We start from the raw sequence: 15741 nt of genomic DNA, 5'->3' as shown, positions 1-15741 counted from the left end.
GTTTGTCACAGCGGCTTTTTTATTGCTGTACTTCCTGGGCGCACATAAATGAGATGTCGCCCATCTTCACCTGTTCCTGCTCGTTGACCTTGTTGGCCATCATATTGTCGAAGATACCTTCGGCCTGTAGCTTTTCCAGCTTGCAGCCACAGAAGCTTTCACAAATCTCAGTGCCGTTTTCGCTGTTAACGCATGAGCGCATGCAGAGGTTCTTGTATTGCTCTACCATATCGACCGGTGGGGGCGGTGCAACCAGCGATGCGAGATAAACAATACCAACCAGAATGGGCTGGTGGATCAGGTAAAAGGCAAGGCTGTGTTTGCCGGCAAGGGCCAGCGGATTGCGCGGATGGCTTGGGGTGCGAAAACGATCAAGCCAGCCAGCGGGCAGGGCGATTTTTGCAGCGCTGAGGCCGAGCAGAAACGGCGCAAGCCACGGCAGCAGCGGCACATAGTCATTTGAGCGTGGCATGACCGGCGAAAGGCCGATCCAGAGTAGCCATGGCGTGCTGAAAATATCCGCCGTCAGATAAAATGGTGCGGCAAGTGCAGCCGCGGCAACGATCAGCGTGACGACGACAGGCAGTCGCAGGAACAACAGGCCAACAAGGCTAGCGGCGGCAATATTGTGTAATATGCCGAAAAAGATCATGCCATCAGGCGTCGCAATGCCCGTTGCGACGGTGATTACCACCGCAGCCGCAGCGATCATGGCAAAGCGTTTGCGGAAAGACGGCCAGTTTATGCCTTTGGAATGGGCAAGATACAGGCTGAAACCGGCCAGAAACAGGAAGCTGCTGGCAATACCGCGCGCATAGATCTTCCAAAGGCCTTGGGTTGCGGTGCCCGGCTCGAGATAACCGAACAGCTCCAGATCCCACGTGAAGTGGTAGGATGCCATGGCAATCAGGGCAATACCGCGCAATGTATCGAGTGCGCCGATCCGGCCTTTCGGGGCGGGTGGCGTTGTCCCGGTGATCGCTTCGGTCATTCTCTCATCCCTGATTTTGTCGTTCTGCAAAGATTATCGCAACGCCTTCAAAGTGAGGCAATTTCAAGGCTGTTCATCTTCCATGATCGCCAGACGTGCTTCGGAGAAAAATTGACGGCGCGTCAGCACCACGATGATGAAGAGCGTGCCGCCAATGAACACGTAAGGACCGATGAACCAGCCGAGGTAACCGATCGACAGGAAAATGGTGCGCAGGCCGTCATTGAAGTTCTTGGCGGCGATGATGTTCATGCGGATGACGTTTTCGGCTGCCTGTTCTGCTGCGCGCCGGTCACCCAGACTGTCCTCGACCATCGGAATGGCGCCAAACAGAATGGTGCAATAGTTGAACAGGCGGTAGGACCAGCCAAATTTGAAAAAGGCATAACCGAAGATGGTCGTCAGTCCGATGACCTTCAGTTCAAAGGCCGTGCGTCCGGCATAATGCACAAAGGGCATGTCCTTGAACACGGATTCAACCTGATCTGTCGCGCCCAGAAGCGCAAAACAGCCACCAATCGCAAAGATCGAGGTCGAGGCAAAAAAGGCGGTGCCATTCTGCAGACCGGCCATGATCTGCGTGTCGATCATTTTCAGGTCACGGCGCAGCGAATTGTAGATCCATTTGCGGCGGCGCTCAGCCATCGCCTGGTTGAGGCTGAGCCGCGCAAAACGAGGCTTGCCTGATGTCAGCCAGGCGTAACTGCTCCAGGAGAGGATGAAGATTACAAAAGCCGTATAGTCGATAATTGTCATGATGTTGTGAGACCGCCAATCGAATCCGTGCCGCTTCAGACCGGGCGATAATGGCCGCATGCGGTCCGTCAGGCAATGTGCTGACATCATCTATCTCAACGGTCTGAAAAAACGGTGTCTATTTTGTCGGCGAGATGGTTCGCGATAAAAATGCAAAAAACGACAAAGTTTTTTCGAATGTGAGTCGCTTGCTAACTCTCCGGTAAGAATGTCTGGTTAATTGTAGTCGTGCAGACGGCGAGACCGTCAGTCCGGCTCCGGAAAAGGTATTGCGTACCGGTCGCCGTTGCCTCTGTTCGAGGTGTTTTCAGGAGGCGTGCAAGCTTGATGGCTCGCGCGCTTTTTGATTTTTATCTACTCCCAGATGTCATTGACACGCGCCCGGCCTGATCCTAGATTCTGGTTGTCCGGACCTTTTGCTGCTGGCCTCCAGTTTCCTTGCGGTTTGTAATGGTGCAAACCGGGGAAATGACAGCAGGCAGACAAACCGGCGTGTTGAGCATGATCGACCGGGGGACGCCTCCTATCTACGAATCGTCCCTTTTCATGACTTGATGCAATGGCCTTGCGCCTACGCGCATTGGGGTCCGGACATAATTTCATACATGACAGAGCGGATTTTCATGTCGCACCAAAATCGAACGGTTCTTGTGCTGGGTGGTGCGCGTTCCGGCAAATCTTCCTTCTCCGAAAAACTGGTTCTAGCAAGCGGCCTCGACGCCCATTATGTGGCGACCGGGCGGGCCTGGGACGATGAAATGCGAGAGCGCATTCGTGAGCACCAATCCCGGCGTGGTGCTGTCTGGACCAGCCATGAGGAGCCGGTTGATCTGGTGGGTCTGCTGCAAAAGATTGATGATCCCAAACGGATCATTCTCATTGATTGCCTGACATTGTGGGTCACAAACCTGATGATGGACAACAGGGATATGCCCGCCGAATTCGAGGCTGTTTGCCGTCACATTGCGGTGGCCAAGGCGCAGCTGGTGTTTGTGTCCAATGAAGTCGGGCTTGGCATCGTGCCTGACAATCGCATGGCGCGAGAGTTTCGTGACCATGCTGGCCGCCTGCATCAAAATGTGGCCGAAGTTGCCAACGAAGTTTATTTCATCGCGGCTGGATTACCCCTTAAAATGAAGGGGTAAGGGCTGGTTCCTCATGTTTTGAATCGGGTACTTAAGTTTTTGATTCAATGCGTCTGCTCGTTTTCCAGCTCTTCGAGAAGACAGTCGCTTTCAAAGGCTATGTGTCGACGCGTTGCTTCAAAAAAACCACGCAGCATGTAGCCGACCGCTTCCATGTTGACCGGATTGCCCGAGCCGACCTTCAGCAGGGCATCGGTCAGTTCCTCGGCAAAACATTCATCCTCGAAATGCTCAAAGCGCAGACGTTCCAGCGTTTCAGAACGAGCGCGCTGGCCGGTGCGGTGTTCGATCCAGGGAAACAGCACGGTTTCCTCATAATGGTGGGCGCCGCGGATAACGGGTCCAAGCGCCTTGGCAGCATAGATGCATTTTTGCCGGTTGACGTTGGAGGGCAGGGAATCTGCGATCTCTTCCAGCTCCCGGCACAGTGCCAGCTGTTCCGTATGTGCCCGGCGCAGCCAGTCCAGTTTGGGGAAATCCTTTTCCGCCCGCGAAAGCGGTGTGATGGTTTCCTGTTCAGGTCGCCCTGAAAGATTGCCTTTCTGTGCCATGGTCATGACCTCGTTCTTGCCCTTCAAGCGCAAGACTGGCTGCGCTGCCACGCCTGTCGTGCGGCATGATGTCCCGAAGGACGCATCCAGTTGCGAAAATGCCGCTATTTCCAGTTCGTTTCTATTTCTCCCACAGTCTGCCGCGTCTGCCTTGATTTGGATCAAGGTAAGTTTGGCCCGCGAATGGCACTTCTCCAAACGACGCGACATGCCGCACGACTCTGCACAGGGCAGATGTCTGGCCGCGTCGGATCAGCCAGGACGTTGGGGGAAACCAACAATGAACTACACTTTGGAATTCGTGATAGTGGCTCTGGGAGCCTTTATTGCGTTGCTAGGGGCGGCATTCGCCCATGATAATCAGTTTGCATCTCACATGTGGGTGCTGTTTTTCGTGCTGCTCATCGGCGCGGTCGTGTTGCTGCGACGCACATCCTTTGCGCCGATCGATGCCGCCGCCAAGCAGCGTCAGCAGTCGGAGTACTTCGATGAAGTCATCAAATACGGTGTCATTGCCACCGTGTTCTGGGGCGTTGTCGGTTTCCTCGTCGGTCTGATCGTTGCGCTTCAGCTGGCATTTCCCGACCTGAACATTGAGCCATGGTTCAATTTCGGTCGTGTACGCCCGCTGCACACCTCGGCGGTTATCTTTGCCTTTGGTGGTAACGCGCTTATCGCGACGTCTTTCCATGTGGTTCAGCGCACATCGCGCGCACGCCTGTTTGGCGGTAACCTCGGCTGGTTCGTTTTCTGGGGCTACAACCTGTTCATCGTCATGGCCGCCACCGGCTACCTTCTCGGCATTACGCAGGGCAAGGAATATGCCGAGCCGGAATGGTACGTCGATATCTGGCTGACAATAGTCTGGGTCTGTTATCTCATTGCGTTTCTGGGCACGATCCTGAAGCGCAAGGAACCCCACATCTACGTGGCCAACTGGTTCTACCTTGGCTTCATTGTCACCATTGCCATGTTGCATATCGTCAACAATCTGGCGGTGCCGGTCTCGTTCCTCGGTGTCAAAAGCTACTCGGCCTTCTCGGGCGTGCAGGATGCGTTGACGCAGTGGTGGTACGGCCATAACGCCGTGGGCTTCTTCCTGACCGCCGGCTTCCTGGGCATGATGTATTATTACATTCCCAAGCAGGTTAACCGTCCGGTCTATTCCTACCGCCTGTCGATCATCCACTTCTGGGCCCTGATCTTCATGTATATCTGGGCCGGCCCGCACCACCTGCATTATACGGCGCTACCGGACTGGGCGCAGACACTGGGCATGGTGTTCTCTGTCATGCTGTGGATGCCTTCGTGGGGTGGCATGATCAACGGTCTGATGACGCTTTCGGGCGCATGGGACAAGATCCGTACCGACCCGGTCGTTCGCATGATGGTCATGGCAGTTGCGTTCTACGGCATGGCAACATTTGAAGGTCCGGTCATGTCGATCAAGGCCGTCAACTCGCTCAGCCACTATACCGACTGGACCATTGGTCACGTTCACTCCGGTGCGCTTGGCTGGAACGGCATGATCACCTTCGGTGCCCTCTATTACATGGTGCCAAAGCTGTGGAACCGCGATCGTCTGTATAGCCTGCAACTGGTCAACTGGCACTTCTGGCTGGCGACACTTGGTATCGTTGTCTATGCCGCTGCCATGTGGGTTGCCGGTATCCAGCAGGCTCTGATGTGGCGCGAATATGATGCGCAGGGCTTCCTGGTTTACTCGTTCGCAGAATCTGTAGCAGCCATGTTCCCGTACTACGTGCTGCGTGCCGGTGGCGGTCTGCTGTTCCTCAGCGGTGCAATCATCATGGCCTACAACATTACCAGAACCATTCTCGGCCATCAGCGCCAAGAGAGTGTTCGCCAAGATGCCGCGCCTGCGCTGCAACCGGCTGAGTAAGGAGTTTGACGATGTCTATTCTTGATAAACACGGCGTCATCGAGCGTAATGCAACATTGCTTCTGGTGGGATCGCTCGTTGTGGTCTCCATCGGCGGTATCGTTGAAATCGCACCGCTTTTCTACCTCGAAAACACCATTGAAAAGGTGGAGGGCATGCGGCCTTACTCGCCGCTCGAGCTGGCCGGACGCAACATCTACATTCGTGAAGGGTGCTACACCTGCCACAGCCAGATGATCCGTCCGTTCCGCGACGAGGTTGAGCGTTACGGTCACTACAGCCTTGCCGCTGAATCGATGTATGACCATCCGTTCCAGTGGGGTTCCAAGCGCACCGGGCCAGATCTCGCCCGCGTCGGTGACCGTTATTCGAACGAATGGCATGTGCAGCATCTGGTCGAGCCACGCTCTGTCGTGCCGGAATCGGTTATGCCCAGCTATTCCTTCCTGAAGGAAACACCGCTCAAGATCACCGACGTTTCAATGGAGCTCAAGGCCAACCGTGCCGTGGGCGTTCCATACAGTGACGAGATGATCGAAAACGCCGCTGCCGATCTTGCCGCACAGGCAGATCCCAATGCGGATACTTCAGGTATCGAAGCGCGCTATCCCAAGGCAAAGCTCGGTGACTTCGACGGCGACCCAGCCAAGTTGACGGAAATGGATGCTCTGGTTGCCTATCTGCAAATGCTCGGCACGCTGGTCGATTTTTCGACCTACGACGATGCCGCTGGCTACCGCTAAGGAGAGATGACGTGGAAACCTACACAGCCATGCGTCACTTCGCGGACAGTTGGGGCTTGCTGGCCATGACACTGTTCTTTCTTGCGGTCGTCCTCTTCACATTGCGTCCCGGTGGCGGAAAGCAGGCCAAAGACGCAGCCAATATTCCTCTCAAGGAGGACTAGGATATGTCGGAAAAACACATTGACGAAATTAGTGGCGTGGAAACCACCGGTCACGAATGGGATGGCATTCGTGAGTTGAACAACCCCATGCCACGCTGGTGGGTATGGTGCTTTTACCTGACGATCATCTGGGCAATCGGTTACACGATTGCCTATCCGGCATGGCCTTTGTTGACCGAAAACACCAAGGGCCTGCTTGGCTGGAGCAGCCGCGCTGACTTTGCCGGTGAAATGGTGGAAGCCAAGACGGCGCAGAGCGTCTACCTCGACAAGATTGCCGCATCGTCGCTGGCCGACATTCAGGCCGACAATGAGCTGTTGCAGTTTGCCGTTGCCGGTGGTTCTGCCGCGTTCAAGGTCAACTGCATCCAGTGCCATGGTTCGGGTGCTTCGGGTGGCGCAGGCTTCCCCAACCTCAACGATGACGACTGGCTGTGGGGCGGTAGCGCTGACGACATCTACACAACGATTACCCATGGTATTCGTTTTGCCGATGATGACGATACACGCCTGTCGGAAATGCCAGCCTATGCCGACATGCTGCAGTCGCAGGAAATCAAGCAGGTTGCGGCCTATGTCGTCAGTCTGACCGGCACGCCGCGTGACGCCAGCATGGTTGAACCGGGCAAGCAGATCTTTGCCGACAACTGTGCTTCGTGTCACGGCGAAGATGCCAAGGGTAACCGCGAGTTTGGCGCGCCAAACCTTGCAGATGCCATCTGGCTGAAGGTTGAAGGCGAAGACGGCATTGCCGCACAGGTCCGCGCACCAAAGCATGGCGTGATGCCTGCCTGGGGCGAGCGCCTTGGCGATGCCACCGTCAAGCAGCTGGCACTGTTCGTGCACTCGCTGGGCGGCGGTGAATAACCACCCGACCAGACAATGACAAAAGGGCCGCTTTCGCGGCCCTTTTTTAGTTCGCGGTCCAGACGGCCAGTTCGTAACCGTCCAAATCCCTGAAATGGAAACGGCGACCGCCGGGAAATTCAAAAATATACTCGACAATTGTGCCGCCAGCTTTTTTGACAGCCTCCAGCGTTGGTTCGAGATTATCGGCGTAGAGAATGACCAGTGCGCCACCTTCTGCCTTGACCGGTGCCGTTGTGGTAAAACCGCCCGTCATGTTGCCATCGGAAAACTCGCAATATTGCGGGCCGTAATCCTTGAACTGCCAGCCGAATACGGTGCCATAAAAGGCCTTGGACGCTTCGATGTCACTGACGTTGAATTCGACGTAATTGATGGTGTTGTTTTTACCGGCCACGGCAGGTCTCCAATCAGGTTGTTTCCAGCATTTTTTTTAGCGTTATCAGATCCTTGTAGACGAGATCCGCATCATTTTTAAAGTCGTCATCACTCATGCCGGGCAGCTGCAGGACGGTAAAGGTTATTTCGCAGCCGTCGCCGTTTGGCGTGACCCTGAGGGCATTATAGACTTCCAGGCCATCTGGCATGGTGACGACATGGTCGATAACGCCGAGGTCATTTGGTTTTGCGAATCGCACCGTGACATCACCGAGCGGCCCCGAAGCGATCCAATCGTCACCCTGCGGCGTAAGGCCGCTGGCCAGGCCCGCGGCCCATAATGGCATTTTTGAATGATCGGACGCGAACGCATAAACGGCCGTCCATGGGCGATTAATCGTCAAATGCACGATCTTTGCGGTCATACTATCGGGCATTGCGGTCTCCTTGCTGCGGGGCGACGTTCAAACCTGCCACATGCGCCACTTTGTCCATGCTTGACTTAAGTCAAGGATGAAACGGCTGCGAAATGAGAAAAGGCAAATACAGAAATCTGGATATTGCCCCATGAACCTCTACAACGCCGAGCAGGATAGCAGTCGGCCCGCGAATGTCGAACAGCTTGACGCTTTACCTGTCAATTCCGCCAAAATTCGTCAGCCACTGTATGAAGCCCGAAAGAAGATCTTTCCGAAACGGGTAGAGGGGCAATTTCGCCGTTTCAAATGGATCGTGATGCTGATCACGCTCGGCATCTATTATCTGACGCCATGGATCCGCTGGGACCGTGGTGCTTATGCACCGGATCAGGCGGTTCTGATCGATATTGCCAACCGCCGCTTCTATTTCTTCTTCATCGAGATATGGCCGCAGGAATTCTTTTATGTGGCTGGCCTGCTGGTCATGGCGGGCTTCGGGCTGTTTCTCATCACCTCGGCCGTTGGCCGTGCATGGTGCGGTTATACCTGTCCCCAGACCGTCTGGGTCGACCTCTTTCTGGTGGTCGAGCGGGCGGTCGAAGGTGACAGAAATGCCCGCATGAAGCTGGATGCCGCGCCGTGGAGCTTCGACAAGATCCGCAAGCGCCTGCTCAAACATTCGATCTGGCTTGTCATCGGTGTTGCGACCGGTGGTGCCTGGATTTTCTATTTTGCCGATGCACCAACGCTTGCCATGGAGTTCATGACGGGCCAAGCCGCCATGGTAGCTTATTCGACCGTCGCTACGCTGACTGCCACCACCTATATTTTCGGTGGCCTGATGCGCGAGCAGGTCTGCACCTACATGTGCCCGTGGCCACGTATTCAGGCTGCAATGCTCGACGAACATTCACTTGTGGTGACCTATAATGACTGGCGCGGCGAACCACGCTCACGCCATTCGAAAAAGCTGATTGCCGCCGGGGAACCGGTGGGAGATTGCGTGGACTGCAATGCCTGTGTTGCCGTCTGTCCAATGGGCATCGATATCAGGGACGGGCAGCAGCTGGAATGCATTACCTGCGCATTGTGCATCGACGCCTGTGACAGCGTCATGGACAAGATTGGCAAGCCTCGCGGGCTGATCGCCTATGCGACACTCAGCGAATATGAAGCCAATATGGAGCTTGCAACCGGCAACAGCACGCATCCGATCCGCCCATCCAATATTCGGGATCAGGATGGCAAGTTCGTGGATGCCATCAGGCACTTCAATTGGCGCATCATCTTCCGGCTGCGGACCCTTCTTTACATGGGCATCTGGTCGGCTGTTGGTTTAGCCATGCTGTTTGCGCTGGCGACCCGTGATCGTCTGTCGGTCAACGTGCTGCATGACAGAAACCCGCAATATGTACTGGAATCGGATGGTTCGATCCGTAACGGCTACACGGTTCGTTTGTTGAACATGGTGCCGCAGCCGCGCCAGATCACGCTGTCGATCGAAGGCGTGCCGGAAGCGGTCATGAAGATCAACGGTGTGCAGGATGCGCCATCGCGCTCGTTTACCGTGATGGTCGAGCCGGACGAAGTCACGACGCTGAAAGTGTTTGTGACGCTGCCAGGCAAGGCAATCACCTCGACCTCAGAAGACTTCGATTTCATTGCGATCGACAATGAAATTCACGAAACTGCCCAATACAAGGCCGTCTTTATTGCTCCGGGAGCTAAGAAATGAGTGCTGAACAACAAAAACAACAGGGTTTCGTTTTTACCGGCTGGCATATGCTTGCAATCATGGTTCTGTTTTTCGGAACCATCATCTCGGTCAACATCACCATGGCCTGGAATGCAGTGACCAGCTGGAGCGGCCTGGTGGTGCCCAATACCTATGTGGCAAGCCAGCAGTTCAACGGCAAGGCAGCTGCTGCCAAGGCGCGTGCTGCCTCCGGTATCATCGGCAAGCTTGAGGTCAAGAACGATATTGCCCGCTACGAGATTTCGCATCCTGAACGCGGCGCCATCGATACCGATAGCGTGACCTTGCATTTCCGCCGTCCGGTTGGTGAAAAACAGAATTTCGACATGGAACTGCAAAAGGCCGAAACCGGTGTATTCTCGGGCCAGCATGACATTCCCGGCGGTCACTGGATCGTTGAGGCGATTGCCATGAAAGACGGCAAGGTCATCGTGCATGAGGGTGAACGCATTGCTGTAACGGGAGACGTGCAATGAGCTGCTGTGCACCGGGTACAGAAGGCGCGCTGGAGCAGGCCGGTTTCAACCGCACCCTGCCTTCATCGGAAGAGTTGTTCCTGGCAAGCCGGGACCTGGGGCAGGGGCTGCGCCAGACCGATCTCGGCGTTCCCGGTGTTTATTGCGGTGCCTGCATCACGACCGTCGAAGGCGCGTTGAGAAAGCTGCCGCAGGTTGAGAAGGCACGCGTCAACCTGTCTTCAAAGCGTGTTTCCATCGTCTGGAAGGAAGAAATTGACGGCGTGAAGACCGATCCGGTCATCCTGGCGCAGGCGGTGGTCTCGACCGGATATGAAACGCATCTGTTCACATCGCTGCAAGACAGTTCCGACGAGCTGCGCAACCAGTTGATCCGCGCGGTTGGCCTTTGCGGTTTTGCCGCCGTCAACATCATGCTGTTGTCGATTTCTGTTTGGTCGGGCGCCGATGCCTCGACCCGCGACATGTTCCACTGGATTTCGGGTCTGATTGCTGCGCCAGCCTTGATCTATGGCGGTCGTTTTTTCTACCAGTCAGCCTTTAATGCCTTGAAACATGGCCGTACCAATATGGACGTGCCGATTGCTCTGGCCATCACGCTTTCCTATTCGGTGTCGGTCTGGGAAACCATTCACAGCGGCCCACATGCCTGGTTTGACGCTACCGTATCGCTGCTGTTCTTCCTGCTGATTGGCCGCACGCTGGATCACGTCATGCGGGACCGTGCGCGCTCGGCCGTTGCCGGGCTTGCACGTCTGTCACCGCGTGGTGCCACGGTGCTGATGGAAGACGGTTCGCGGGAATATCTTCCAGTGACCGATATCGTGCCCGGCCATCACATTGCCATTGCCGCCGGCGATCGGGTGCCGGTTGACGGCCGTATCCTCAGCGGCACCAGTGATCTCGATGTGTCTATCGTCAATGGCGAAAGCGCCCCTTTGACAGTCCGTCAGGGTGACGCGGTTCAGGCCGGTACACTTAATCTGACCGGTGCTCTGGTAATCGAGGCAACCGCGCTGGCAAGGGATTCGTTCCTGTCGGAAATCATCGGCCTTATGGAGGCTGCCGAAGGTGGTCGGGCGCGTTATCGCCGTCTGGCTGACCGGGCTGCCCAATATTATTCACCGGTCGTGCATTTGCTGGCGCTGACGGCCTTTATCGGCTGGGGCGTTTTTGGCGGCGACTGGAAGCAGGCCATGCTGATTGCCATTGCCGTTCTGATCATCACATGCCCATGTGCGCTTGGTCTTGCCGTACCGGTCGTGCAGGTGGTTGCGGCCGGTCGTCTGTTCAAGCACGGCATCATGGTCAAGGATGGTTCGGCGATGGAGCGCCTTGCCGAAGCGGATACGGTTTTGTTCGACAAGACCGGTACGCTGACACTTGGTCGGCCACAGCTGGTCAATGCCAGTGAGATTGCACCTTCGCTGATGAAGACCGCCGCCGGCATTGCCGTCAATTCGCGGCACCCGCTGTCGCAGGCTTTAGCCCGTTCGGTGGATGGCCCATTGCCGGTGTTTGCCGGCGGTCGTGAAATTCCCGGTGCCGGTGTTGAGGTGGAAACCGCTGATGGTCTCTATCGTCTCGGCAGCAGACGTTTTGCGCTGCCTGACAGGGCAGGTGATTCGAACAGTGACTTTGCGTCGTCTGAAGTGGTGCTGTCGCTGGATGGCCATGAACTGGCGCAGTTCCTTTTTGAAGATACGGTTCGTCCTGGCGCGGCGGAAGCCGTTTCGAGGCTGCTTGGCGACCACATGAAAAGCGAAATTGTCTCAGGCGATCGTCCGGCAGCGGTTGAGACACTGGCGCGGCGGATCGGCATCACGCAGTGGAATGCCGGACTTGCTCCAGCCGAGAAAGCCGCCCGCTGCACCGAGCTTGCCGAACAGGGCCGGAAGGTGCTGATGGTGGGCGATGGCATCAACGATGCCCCGGCACTTGCCGCAGCCCATGTGTCGATTGCACCGGCAACGGCGGCGGATATTGGCCGTCAGGCCGCAGATTTCGTGTTCATGCAGGACAATCTGAGTGCGGTGCCGTTTGCGGTCGAGGCATCACGCAAGGCCGGACGGCTGATCCGCGAGAACTTTGCACTGGCCATCGGCTACAACATCATTGCCGTGCCAATTGCGCTTGCCGGTTACGCCACACCCATGATTGCCGCCATTGCCATGTCGACCTCGTCGATTATCGTGGTAGCCAACGCATTACGTCTTAACAGCCTTGCAAATACTGCACAGGCCGATATTGCCAGCAGCAATCGCAATATCAAAACGGACGATGCTAGCGGCGTGGAAAAAGGAGCGCGTTTCGCATGAACATGCTTTCGTTTCTTATTCCAGTTGCCTTGTTTCTCGGCGGTTTGGGACTTTTTGCTTTTCTCTGGTCGCTGAAAAGCGGCCAGTATGAAGACATGGATGGGGCCGGTTGGCGGGCGCTGGATGACGGAGACGACCACCCGGCGCAGTAAAATTTGCCTGCCTTATTTGAAGGCAAAGATGATTTTCGTCATCAAAATATAATCGTTTCGTTCATGTCCAGCCTTGCCGTTTTCCATTTACAGTGCCACAACATGCGCCATTGAACGAAAGATGGAGGCACATCCGTGGAACAGGCAGAAATCGGTTTGATCGGTCTCGGTGTCATGGGCTCTAACCTTGCCCTGAACATTGCAGAAAAGGGCAACAAGATTGCCGTATTCAACCGCACCCCGGAGGCAACACGAAAATTTTACGCTGAAGCCGGTGAATTGCAGGGCCAGATCATTCCTTGCGAAACAATCGAAGAATTCGTCGCTGCTATTCGTCCGCCGCGTCCGATCATCATCATGATCAAGGCCGGTGACCCGGTTGACCAGCAGATGGAAATCCTGAAGCCGCATCTGGCCAATGGCGACATCATGATCGATGCCGGTAACGCCAATTTCCGCGATACGATTCGCCGCTTCGACACCCTGAAAGAAACTGACCTGACCTTTATCGGCATGGGCGTGTCCGGTGGTGAAGAAGGCGCACGTCATGGTCCTTCGATCATGGTTGGCGGCACGGAAGACAGCTGGAAGCGCGTTGAGAAGGTTCTGACCTCGATCTCCGCCAAGTACAATGAAGATCCTTGCGTTGCATGGCTCGGCAATGATGGCGCAGGCCACTTCGTCAAGACAATCCACAATGGCATTGAATATGCCGACATGCAGATGATTGCCGAAATCTACGGCATCCTGCGCGACGGCCTCAAGATGAGTGCAGCTGAAATCGCTGACGTGTTCGCGACCTGGAACAAGGGCCGCCTGAACTCCTACCTCATCGAAATCACTGAAAAAGTGCTGCGCGCAGCAGACCCGATCACCGGCACGCCGATGGTAGACCTTATCCTCGATAAGGCTGGCCAGAAGGGTACTGGCAAGTGGTCGGTTATCGAAGCGCAGAACATGGGTGTTGCTGCAACGGCTATCGAAGCTGCTGTTGCTGCGCGTATCCTGTCTTCGCAGAAGGACGAGCGCGTTGCAGCAGAGAAGATTTTCGGCCTGCCGGACGTTCTGCCAGCACCTGCTGACAAAAAGGCGTTTATTGCTGATCTGGAAAGCGCGCTTCTGGCCGCCAAGATCGGTGCTTACGCGCAGGGCTTTGCCATCATGTCTGCGGCGTCCAAGGAGTTCAACTGGAACCTGCCAATGCCAACCATCGCCCGTATCTGGCGCGCAGGTTGCATCATTCGTTCGCAGTTCCTTGATGAAATCACATCGGCTTTCACCAAGGATCCGGATGTTGCAAACCTCATCGTGACACCTGCCTTCGCGCAGATGGTCAAGGACACCGACAAGTCGCTGCGTTCGGTTGTTTCCTACGCCACCCTGTCGGGTCTGCCGGTTCCGGCACTGGCATCGGCGCTTGGTTACTTCGACGCTTACCGCCGCGGCCGTGGCAGCGCAAACCTCATCCAGGCACAGCGCGACTTCTTCGGCGCACATGGCTTTGAGCGTACCGACGGCGTGGATAAGCCACACGGTCCATGGGGCAGCGGTGCTGACATATTCTAATATGATTTCTCCTGGGGGCGATTATCGCTTCCGGGAGAATGACCTGTTGGAAAGTCGACTTTAGATACAAAAATGGCCCGCTTGTCGGGCCATTTTTATTGCGATTTTGGAGATGTTGAACTGTCGCGGTTTCAGTCTGGGAAAGCGCGCGACCAAACCGGTTTGCTGAGACTTTGCAGCTGGGCCGGTGGATTGCCGCCAATGCTGGCCAGAACCGCTTTGGCAAGCTCGCGGCCCGCCTCACGCACATCTTCATTGATGGTGTAGATTTCCGGGCGGATCCAGTTCAGGAACTCCGCGGATTGTTTTGAAATCATGTCGAAGTCGACACCGAGCTTTTTGCCGGCTGCTTCAAAGCCGGCAATCAGCGCAATGGTGGAGCTGCCGCTGATCGAGATGAAACCATCCGGCGGGGTGGCTGAGCGCATCAGCTGTTCGCCGTGGTTGCGGGTTTCCTCAAGATTGGTTTCGATGGTCACATGATCCAGCGGTACTTCGCTGATGTCGAAGTCCTTGATTGCCCGGTCAAATCCAGCCCGCGCATGATCGTGGAAGGACAGTTTTTTCGGCGGCAACAGGATGGAGATGCGTTTGCGACCCTTTTCGACCAGCTTCTTGACGGCTTCGTAAGCGAACGCCTCGTTGTCGAAGTCGTGGTAGGGGTGGACGATATTCATGTCCGTTCTGCCGTGGGTGGAAAAGGGCATCTTGCGGTCGGTCAGCAAGCGCACGCGCTCATCCTTCGGCTCGATACGCGAAATGATCACGCCATCGGCAGAGCCGGTGTCAAGAATGTAGCGGATCGGTCCCATCGGGTCCTTGCTGTGGGAATGCGGCATGACCACCAGATGATATTGCGTTCCGGCCAGCACTTCGGAAATGCCGAACACCATCTGGCTGGTGAAGCCCATCAGCTCTTCTTCGATGCTGAGCACCAGAGCGATAACGTTGGTTTTACCGGTTCTGAGGCGAACGCCGGCTCGGTTTGGCTGGTAGCCGATCTGATCGGCAATAAGACGGACACGTTCCTTGGTGTCGGCGCCAATATCCGGCGCATCTTTCAGCGCTCGCGACACCGTGGTTATACCCAGCCCGGTCATCTGGGCGATGGTTTTGAGAGTGGGTCTCTCATTTGGCGCCAGTGTGATAGCTGCCGGTGGTGTCACGCTTTCGTTCATTTGGAATCAGTGGCCGTAGAGGTATTGAATGAGAGTGAAAGCCATGAAGCCGGTTCCAGTAGAGAACGCGGAGCAAGGCGCGACGTATTTCCATGCCTGTCATCACGCACTGCCAAGCCCCATTTCAGAAGTATGGCATTCGGGCAAACCGAAAATCATCCGATTTTCCGGTCCGCGACGCTAAGTAAAACAGGTTTGTTTGTTCCCGAAAAATTCGGCTTTGCCGAAGCCGCCCATATTTCGCAGGGCCAGTTGCAAATACTGTATAATATTTTTTTCAATTTGAAAATATATACAGCCGCCTAACCGATGTGATCGTCCGCCGTTGCTGTTGATTTGCAACACATATTCGCCGGTGGATGCGGTGGCTGGCGGAAC

At 55.7% G+C, this 15741-nt stretch carries 16 protein-coding genes; 10 read left to right on the top strand and 6 right to left on the bottom strand.

The window, feature by feature from the left end; genetic code table 11:
* Nucleotides 1-19 precede the first annotated feature (19 nt).
* Complete coding sequence (locus HGO37_RS00610; RefSeq protein ID WP_250981737.1) at nt 20-991, bottom strand: acetyltransferase domain-containing protein; 972 nt, start codon at nt 989-991, stop codon at nt 20-22.
* Between the two features lie 63 nt (nt 992-1054).
* Nucleotides 1055-1747 (bottom strand): DUF599 domain-containing protein, encoded by a 693-nt coding sequence (locus HGO37_RS00605; protein ID WP_192488699.1) that lies wholly within the window; start codon nt 1745-1747, stop codon nt 1055-1057.
* Nucleotides 1748-2370: 623 nt separating this feature from the next.
* Here HGO37_RS00605 and cobU point away from each other — a divergent pair.
* Nucleotides 2371-2892, top strand: coding sequence for a bifunctional adenosylcobinamide kinase/adenosylcobinamide-phosphate guanylyltransferase (gene cobU, locus HGO37_RS00600; RefSeq protein ID WP_250981736.1), 522 nt, complete (start codon nt 2371-2373; stop codon nt 2890-2892).
* 44 nt (nt 2893-2936) lie between these two features.
* Here cobU and HGO37_RS00595 read toward each other — a convergent pair whose 3' ends face one another.
* Nucleotides 2937-3653: a hemerythrin domain-containing protein gene (locus HGO37_RS00595; RefSeq protein ID WP_250981735.1), complete on the bottom strand. Its 717-nt coding sequence runs from the start codon at nt 3651-3653 to the stop codon at nt 2937-2939.
* Between the two features lie 70 nt (nt 3654-3723).
* Between HGO37_RS00595 and ccoN the strand changes: the two genes are divergently transcribed.
* The 4 genes from ccoN to ccoP are packed head-to-tail and all read left to right on the top strand — an operon-like array spanning nt 3724 to nt 7120.
* Entirely contained in the window at nt 3724-5346 is a 1623-nt protein-coding gene (gene ccoN, locus HGO37_RS00590; RefSeq protein ID WP_250981734.1) for a cytochrome-c oxidase, cbb3-type subunit I, read from the top strand.
* An 11-nt stretch (nt 5347-5357) separates the two neighbouring features.
* On the top strand, nt 5358-6089 hold the full coding sequence (gene ccoO / locus HGO37_RS00585; RefSeq protein ID WP_192488702.1) for a cytochrome-c oxidase, cbb3-type subunit II: 732 nt from the start codon (nt 5358-5360) through the stop codon (nt 6087-6089).
* A gap of 11 nt (nt 6090-6100) precedes the next feature.
* Entirely contained in the window at nt 6101-6253 is a 153-nt protein-coding gene (locus HGO37_RS00580) for a cbb3-type cytochrome c oxidase subunit 3 (protein ID WP_250981733.1), read from the top strand.
* Between the two features lie 3 nt (nt 6254-6256).
* Nucleotides 6257-7120 carry a cytochrome-c oxidase, cbb3-type subunit III gene (ccoP, locus tag HGO37_RS00575; RefSeq protein WP_250981732.1) on the top strand — a complete coding sequence of 288 codons (864 nt, stop codon included), beginning with the start codon at nt 6257-6259 and terminating at the stop codon, nt 7118-7120.
* A 46-nt stretch (nt 7121-7166) separates the two neighbouring features.
* On the opposite strand, the gene HGO37_RS00570 is transcribed toward ccoP, so the two are convergent.
* Nucleotides 7167-7517: a VOC family protein gene (locus HGO37_RS00570; RefSeq protein ID WP_250981731.1), complete on the bottom strand. Its 351-nt coding sequence runs from the start codon at nt 7515-7517 to the stop codon at nt 7167-7169.
* 13 nt (nt 7518-7530) lie between these two features.
* Nucleotides 7531-7935, bottom strand: a complete 405-nt coding sequence (locus HGO37_RS00565; protein WP_250981730.1) for an SRPBCC family protein — start codon at nt 7933-7935, stop codon at nt 7531-7533.
* A 130-nt stretch (nt 7936-8065) separates the two neighbouring features.
* Here HGO37_RS00565 and ccoG point away from each other — a divergent pair, with 130 nt between their 5' ends.
* The 5 genes from ccoG (at nt 8066) to gnd (ending at nt 14185) form a co-directional block, all read left to right on the top strand.
* On the top strand, nt 8066-9652 hold the full coding sequence (gene ccoG / locus HGO37_RS00560) for a cytochrome c oxidase accessory protein CcoG (protein WP_250981729.1): 1587 nt from the start codon (nt 8066-8068) through the stop codon (nt 9650-9652).
* Nucleotides 9649-10149, top strand: a complete 501-nt coding sequence (locus tag HGO37_RS00555; RefSeq protein ID WP_250981728.1) for a FixH family protein — start codon at nt 9649-9651, stop codon at nt 10147-10149. Before ccoG ends, HGO37_RS00555 begins: the two co-directional genes overlap by 4 nt.
* Nucleotides 10146-12467, top strand: coding sequence for a cation-translocating P-type ATPase (locus tag HGO37_RS00550; protein ID WP_250981727.1), 2322 nt, complete (start codon nt 10146-10148; stop codon nt 12465-12467). The genes HGO37_RS00555 and HGO37_RS00550 overlap by 4 nt, the downstream gene beginning before the upstream one ends.
* Complete coding sequence (ccoS, locus tag HGO37_RS00545; RefSeq protein WP_250981726.1) at nt 12464-12619, top strand: cbb3-type cytochrome oxidase assembly protein CcoS; 156 nt, start codon at nt 12464-12466, stop codon at nt 12617-12619. Before HGO37_RS00550 ends, ccoS begins: the two co-directional genes overlap by 4 nt.
* A 135-nt stretch (nt 12620-12754) precedes the next feature.
* The gene (gene gnd / locus HGO37_RS00540) at nt 12755-14185 is read left to right on the top strand and encodes an NADP-dependent phosphogluconate dehydrogenase (protein WP_250981725.1); all 1431 of its coding nucleotides are present in this window, start codon (nt 12755-12757) and stop codon (nt 14183-14185) included.
* 131 nt (nt 14186-14316) lie between these two features.
* On the opposite strand, the gene HGO37_RS00535 is transcribed toward gnd, so the two are convergent.
* Nucleotides 14317-15363 (bottom strand): LacI family transcriptional regulator, encoded by a 1047-nt coding sequence (locus HGO37_RS00535; RefSeq protein WP_250981724.1) that lies wholly within the window; start codon nt 15361-15363, stop codon nt 14317-14319.
* Nucleotides 15364-15741 lie beyond the last annotated feature (378 nt).

The sequence above is a fragment of the Rhizobium sp. CG4 genome (genome assembly GCF_023701965.1).
Classification (GTDB): Bacteria; Pseudomonadota; Alphaproteobacteria; order Rhizobiales; family Rhizobiaceae; genus Agrobacterium.
The sequence above is the reverse complement of the archived record's forward strand: the minus strand, read 5'-3'. Positions and strand labels throughout refer to the sequence as shown.

Excerpts from the sequence above, each read along its gene's own strand:
- HGO37_RS00610 (WP_250981737.1), bottom strand. The coding sequence starts at position 991 with ATGACCGAAGCGATCACCGGGACAACGCCACCCGCCCCGAAAGGCCGG.
- HGO37_RS00605 (WP_192488699.1), bottom strand. The coding sequence starts at position 1,747 with ATGACAATTATCGACTATACGGCTTTTGTAATCTTCATCCTCTCCTGG.
- cobU (WP_250981736.1), top strand. The coding sequence starts at position 2,371 with ATGTCGCACCAAAATCGAACGGTTCTTGTGCTGGGTGGTGCGCGTTCC.
- HGO37_RS00595 (WP_250981735.1), bottom strand. The coding sequence starts at position 3,653 with ATGTCGCGTCGTTTGGAGAAGTGCCATTCGCGGGCCAAACTTACCTTG.
- ccoN (WP_250981734.1), top strand. The coding sequence starts at position 3,724 with ATGAACTACACTTTGGAATTCGTGATAGTGGCTCTGGGAGCCTTTATT.
- ccoO (WP_192488702.1), top strand. The coding sequence starts at position 5,358 with ATGTCTATTCTTGATAAACACGGCGTCATCGAGCGTAATGCAACATTG.
- ccoP (WP_250981732.1), top strand. The coding sequence starts at position 6,257 with ATGTCGGAAAAACACATTGACGAAATTAGTGGCGTGGAAACCACCGGT.
- HGO37_RS00565 (WP_250981730.1), bottom strand. The coding sequence starts at position 7,935 with ATGCCCGATAGTATGACCGCAAAGATCGTGCATTTGACGATTAATCGC.
- ccoG (WP_250981729.1), top strand. The coding sequence starts at position 8,066 with ATGAACCTCTACAACGCCGAGCAGGATAGCAGTCGGCCCGCGAATGTC.
- HGO37_RS00555 (WP_250981728.1), top strand. The coding sequence starts at position 9,649 with ATGAGTGCTGAACAACAAAAACAACAGGGTTTCGTTTTTACCGGCTGG.
- HGO37_RS00550 (WP_250981727.1), top strand. The coding sequence starts at position 10,146 with ATGAGCTGCTGTGCACCGGGTACAGAAGGCGCGCTGGAGCAGGCCGGT.
- ccoS (WP_250981726.1), top strand. The coding sequence starts at position 12,464 with ATGAACATGCTTTCGTTTCTTATTCCAGTTGCCTTGTTTCTCGGCGGT.
- HGO37_RS00535 (WP_250981724.1), bottom strand. The coding sequence starts at position 15,363 with ATGAACGAAAGCGTGACACCACCGGCAGCTATCACACTGGCGCCAAAT.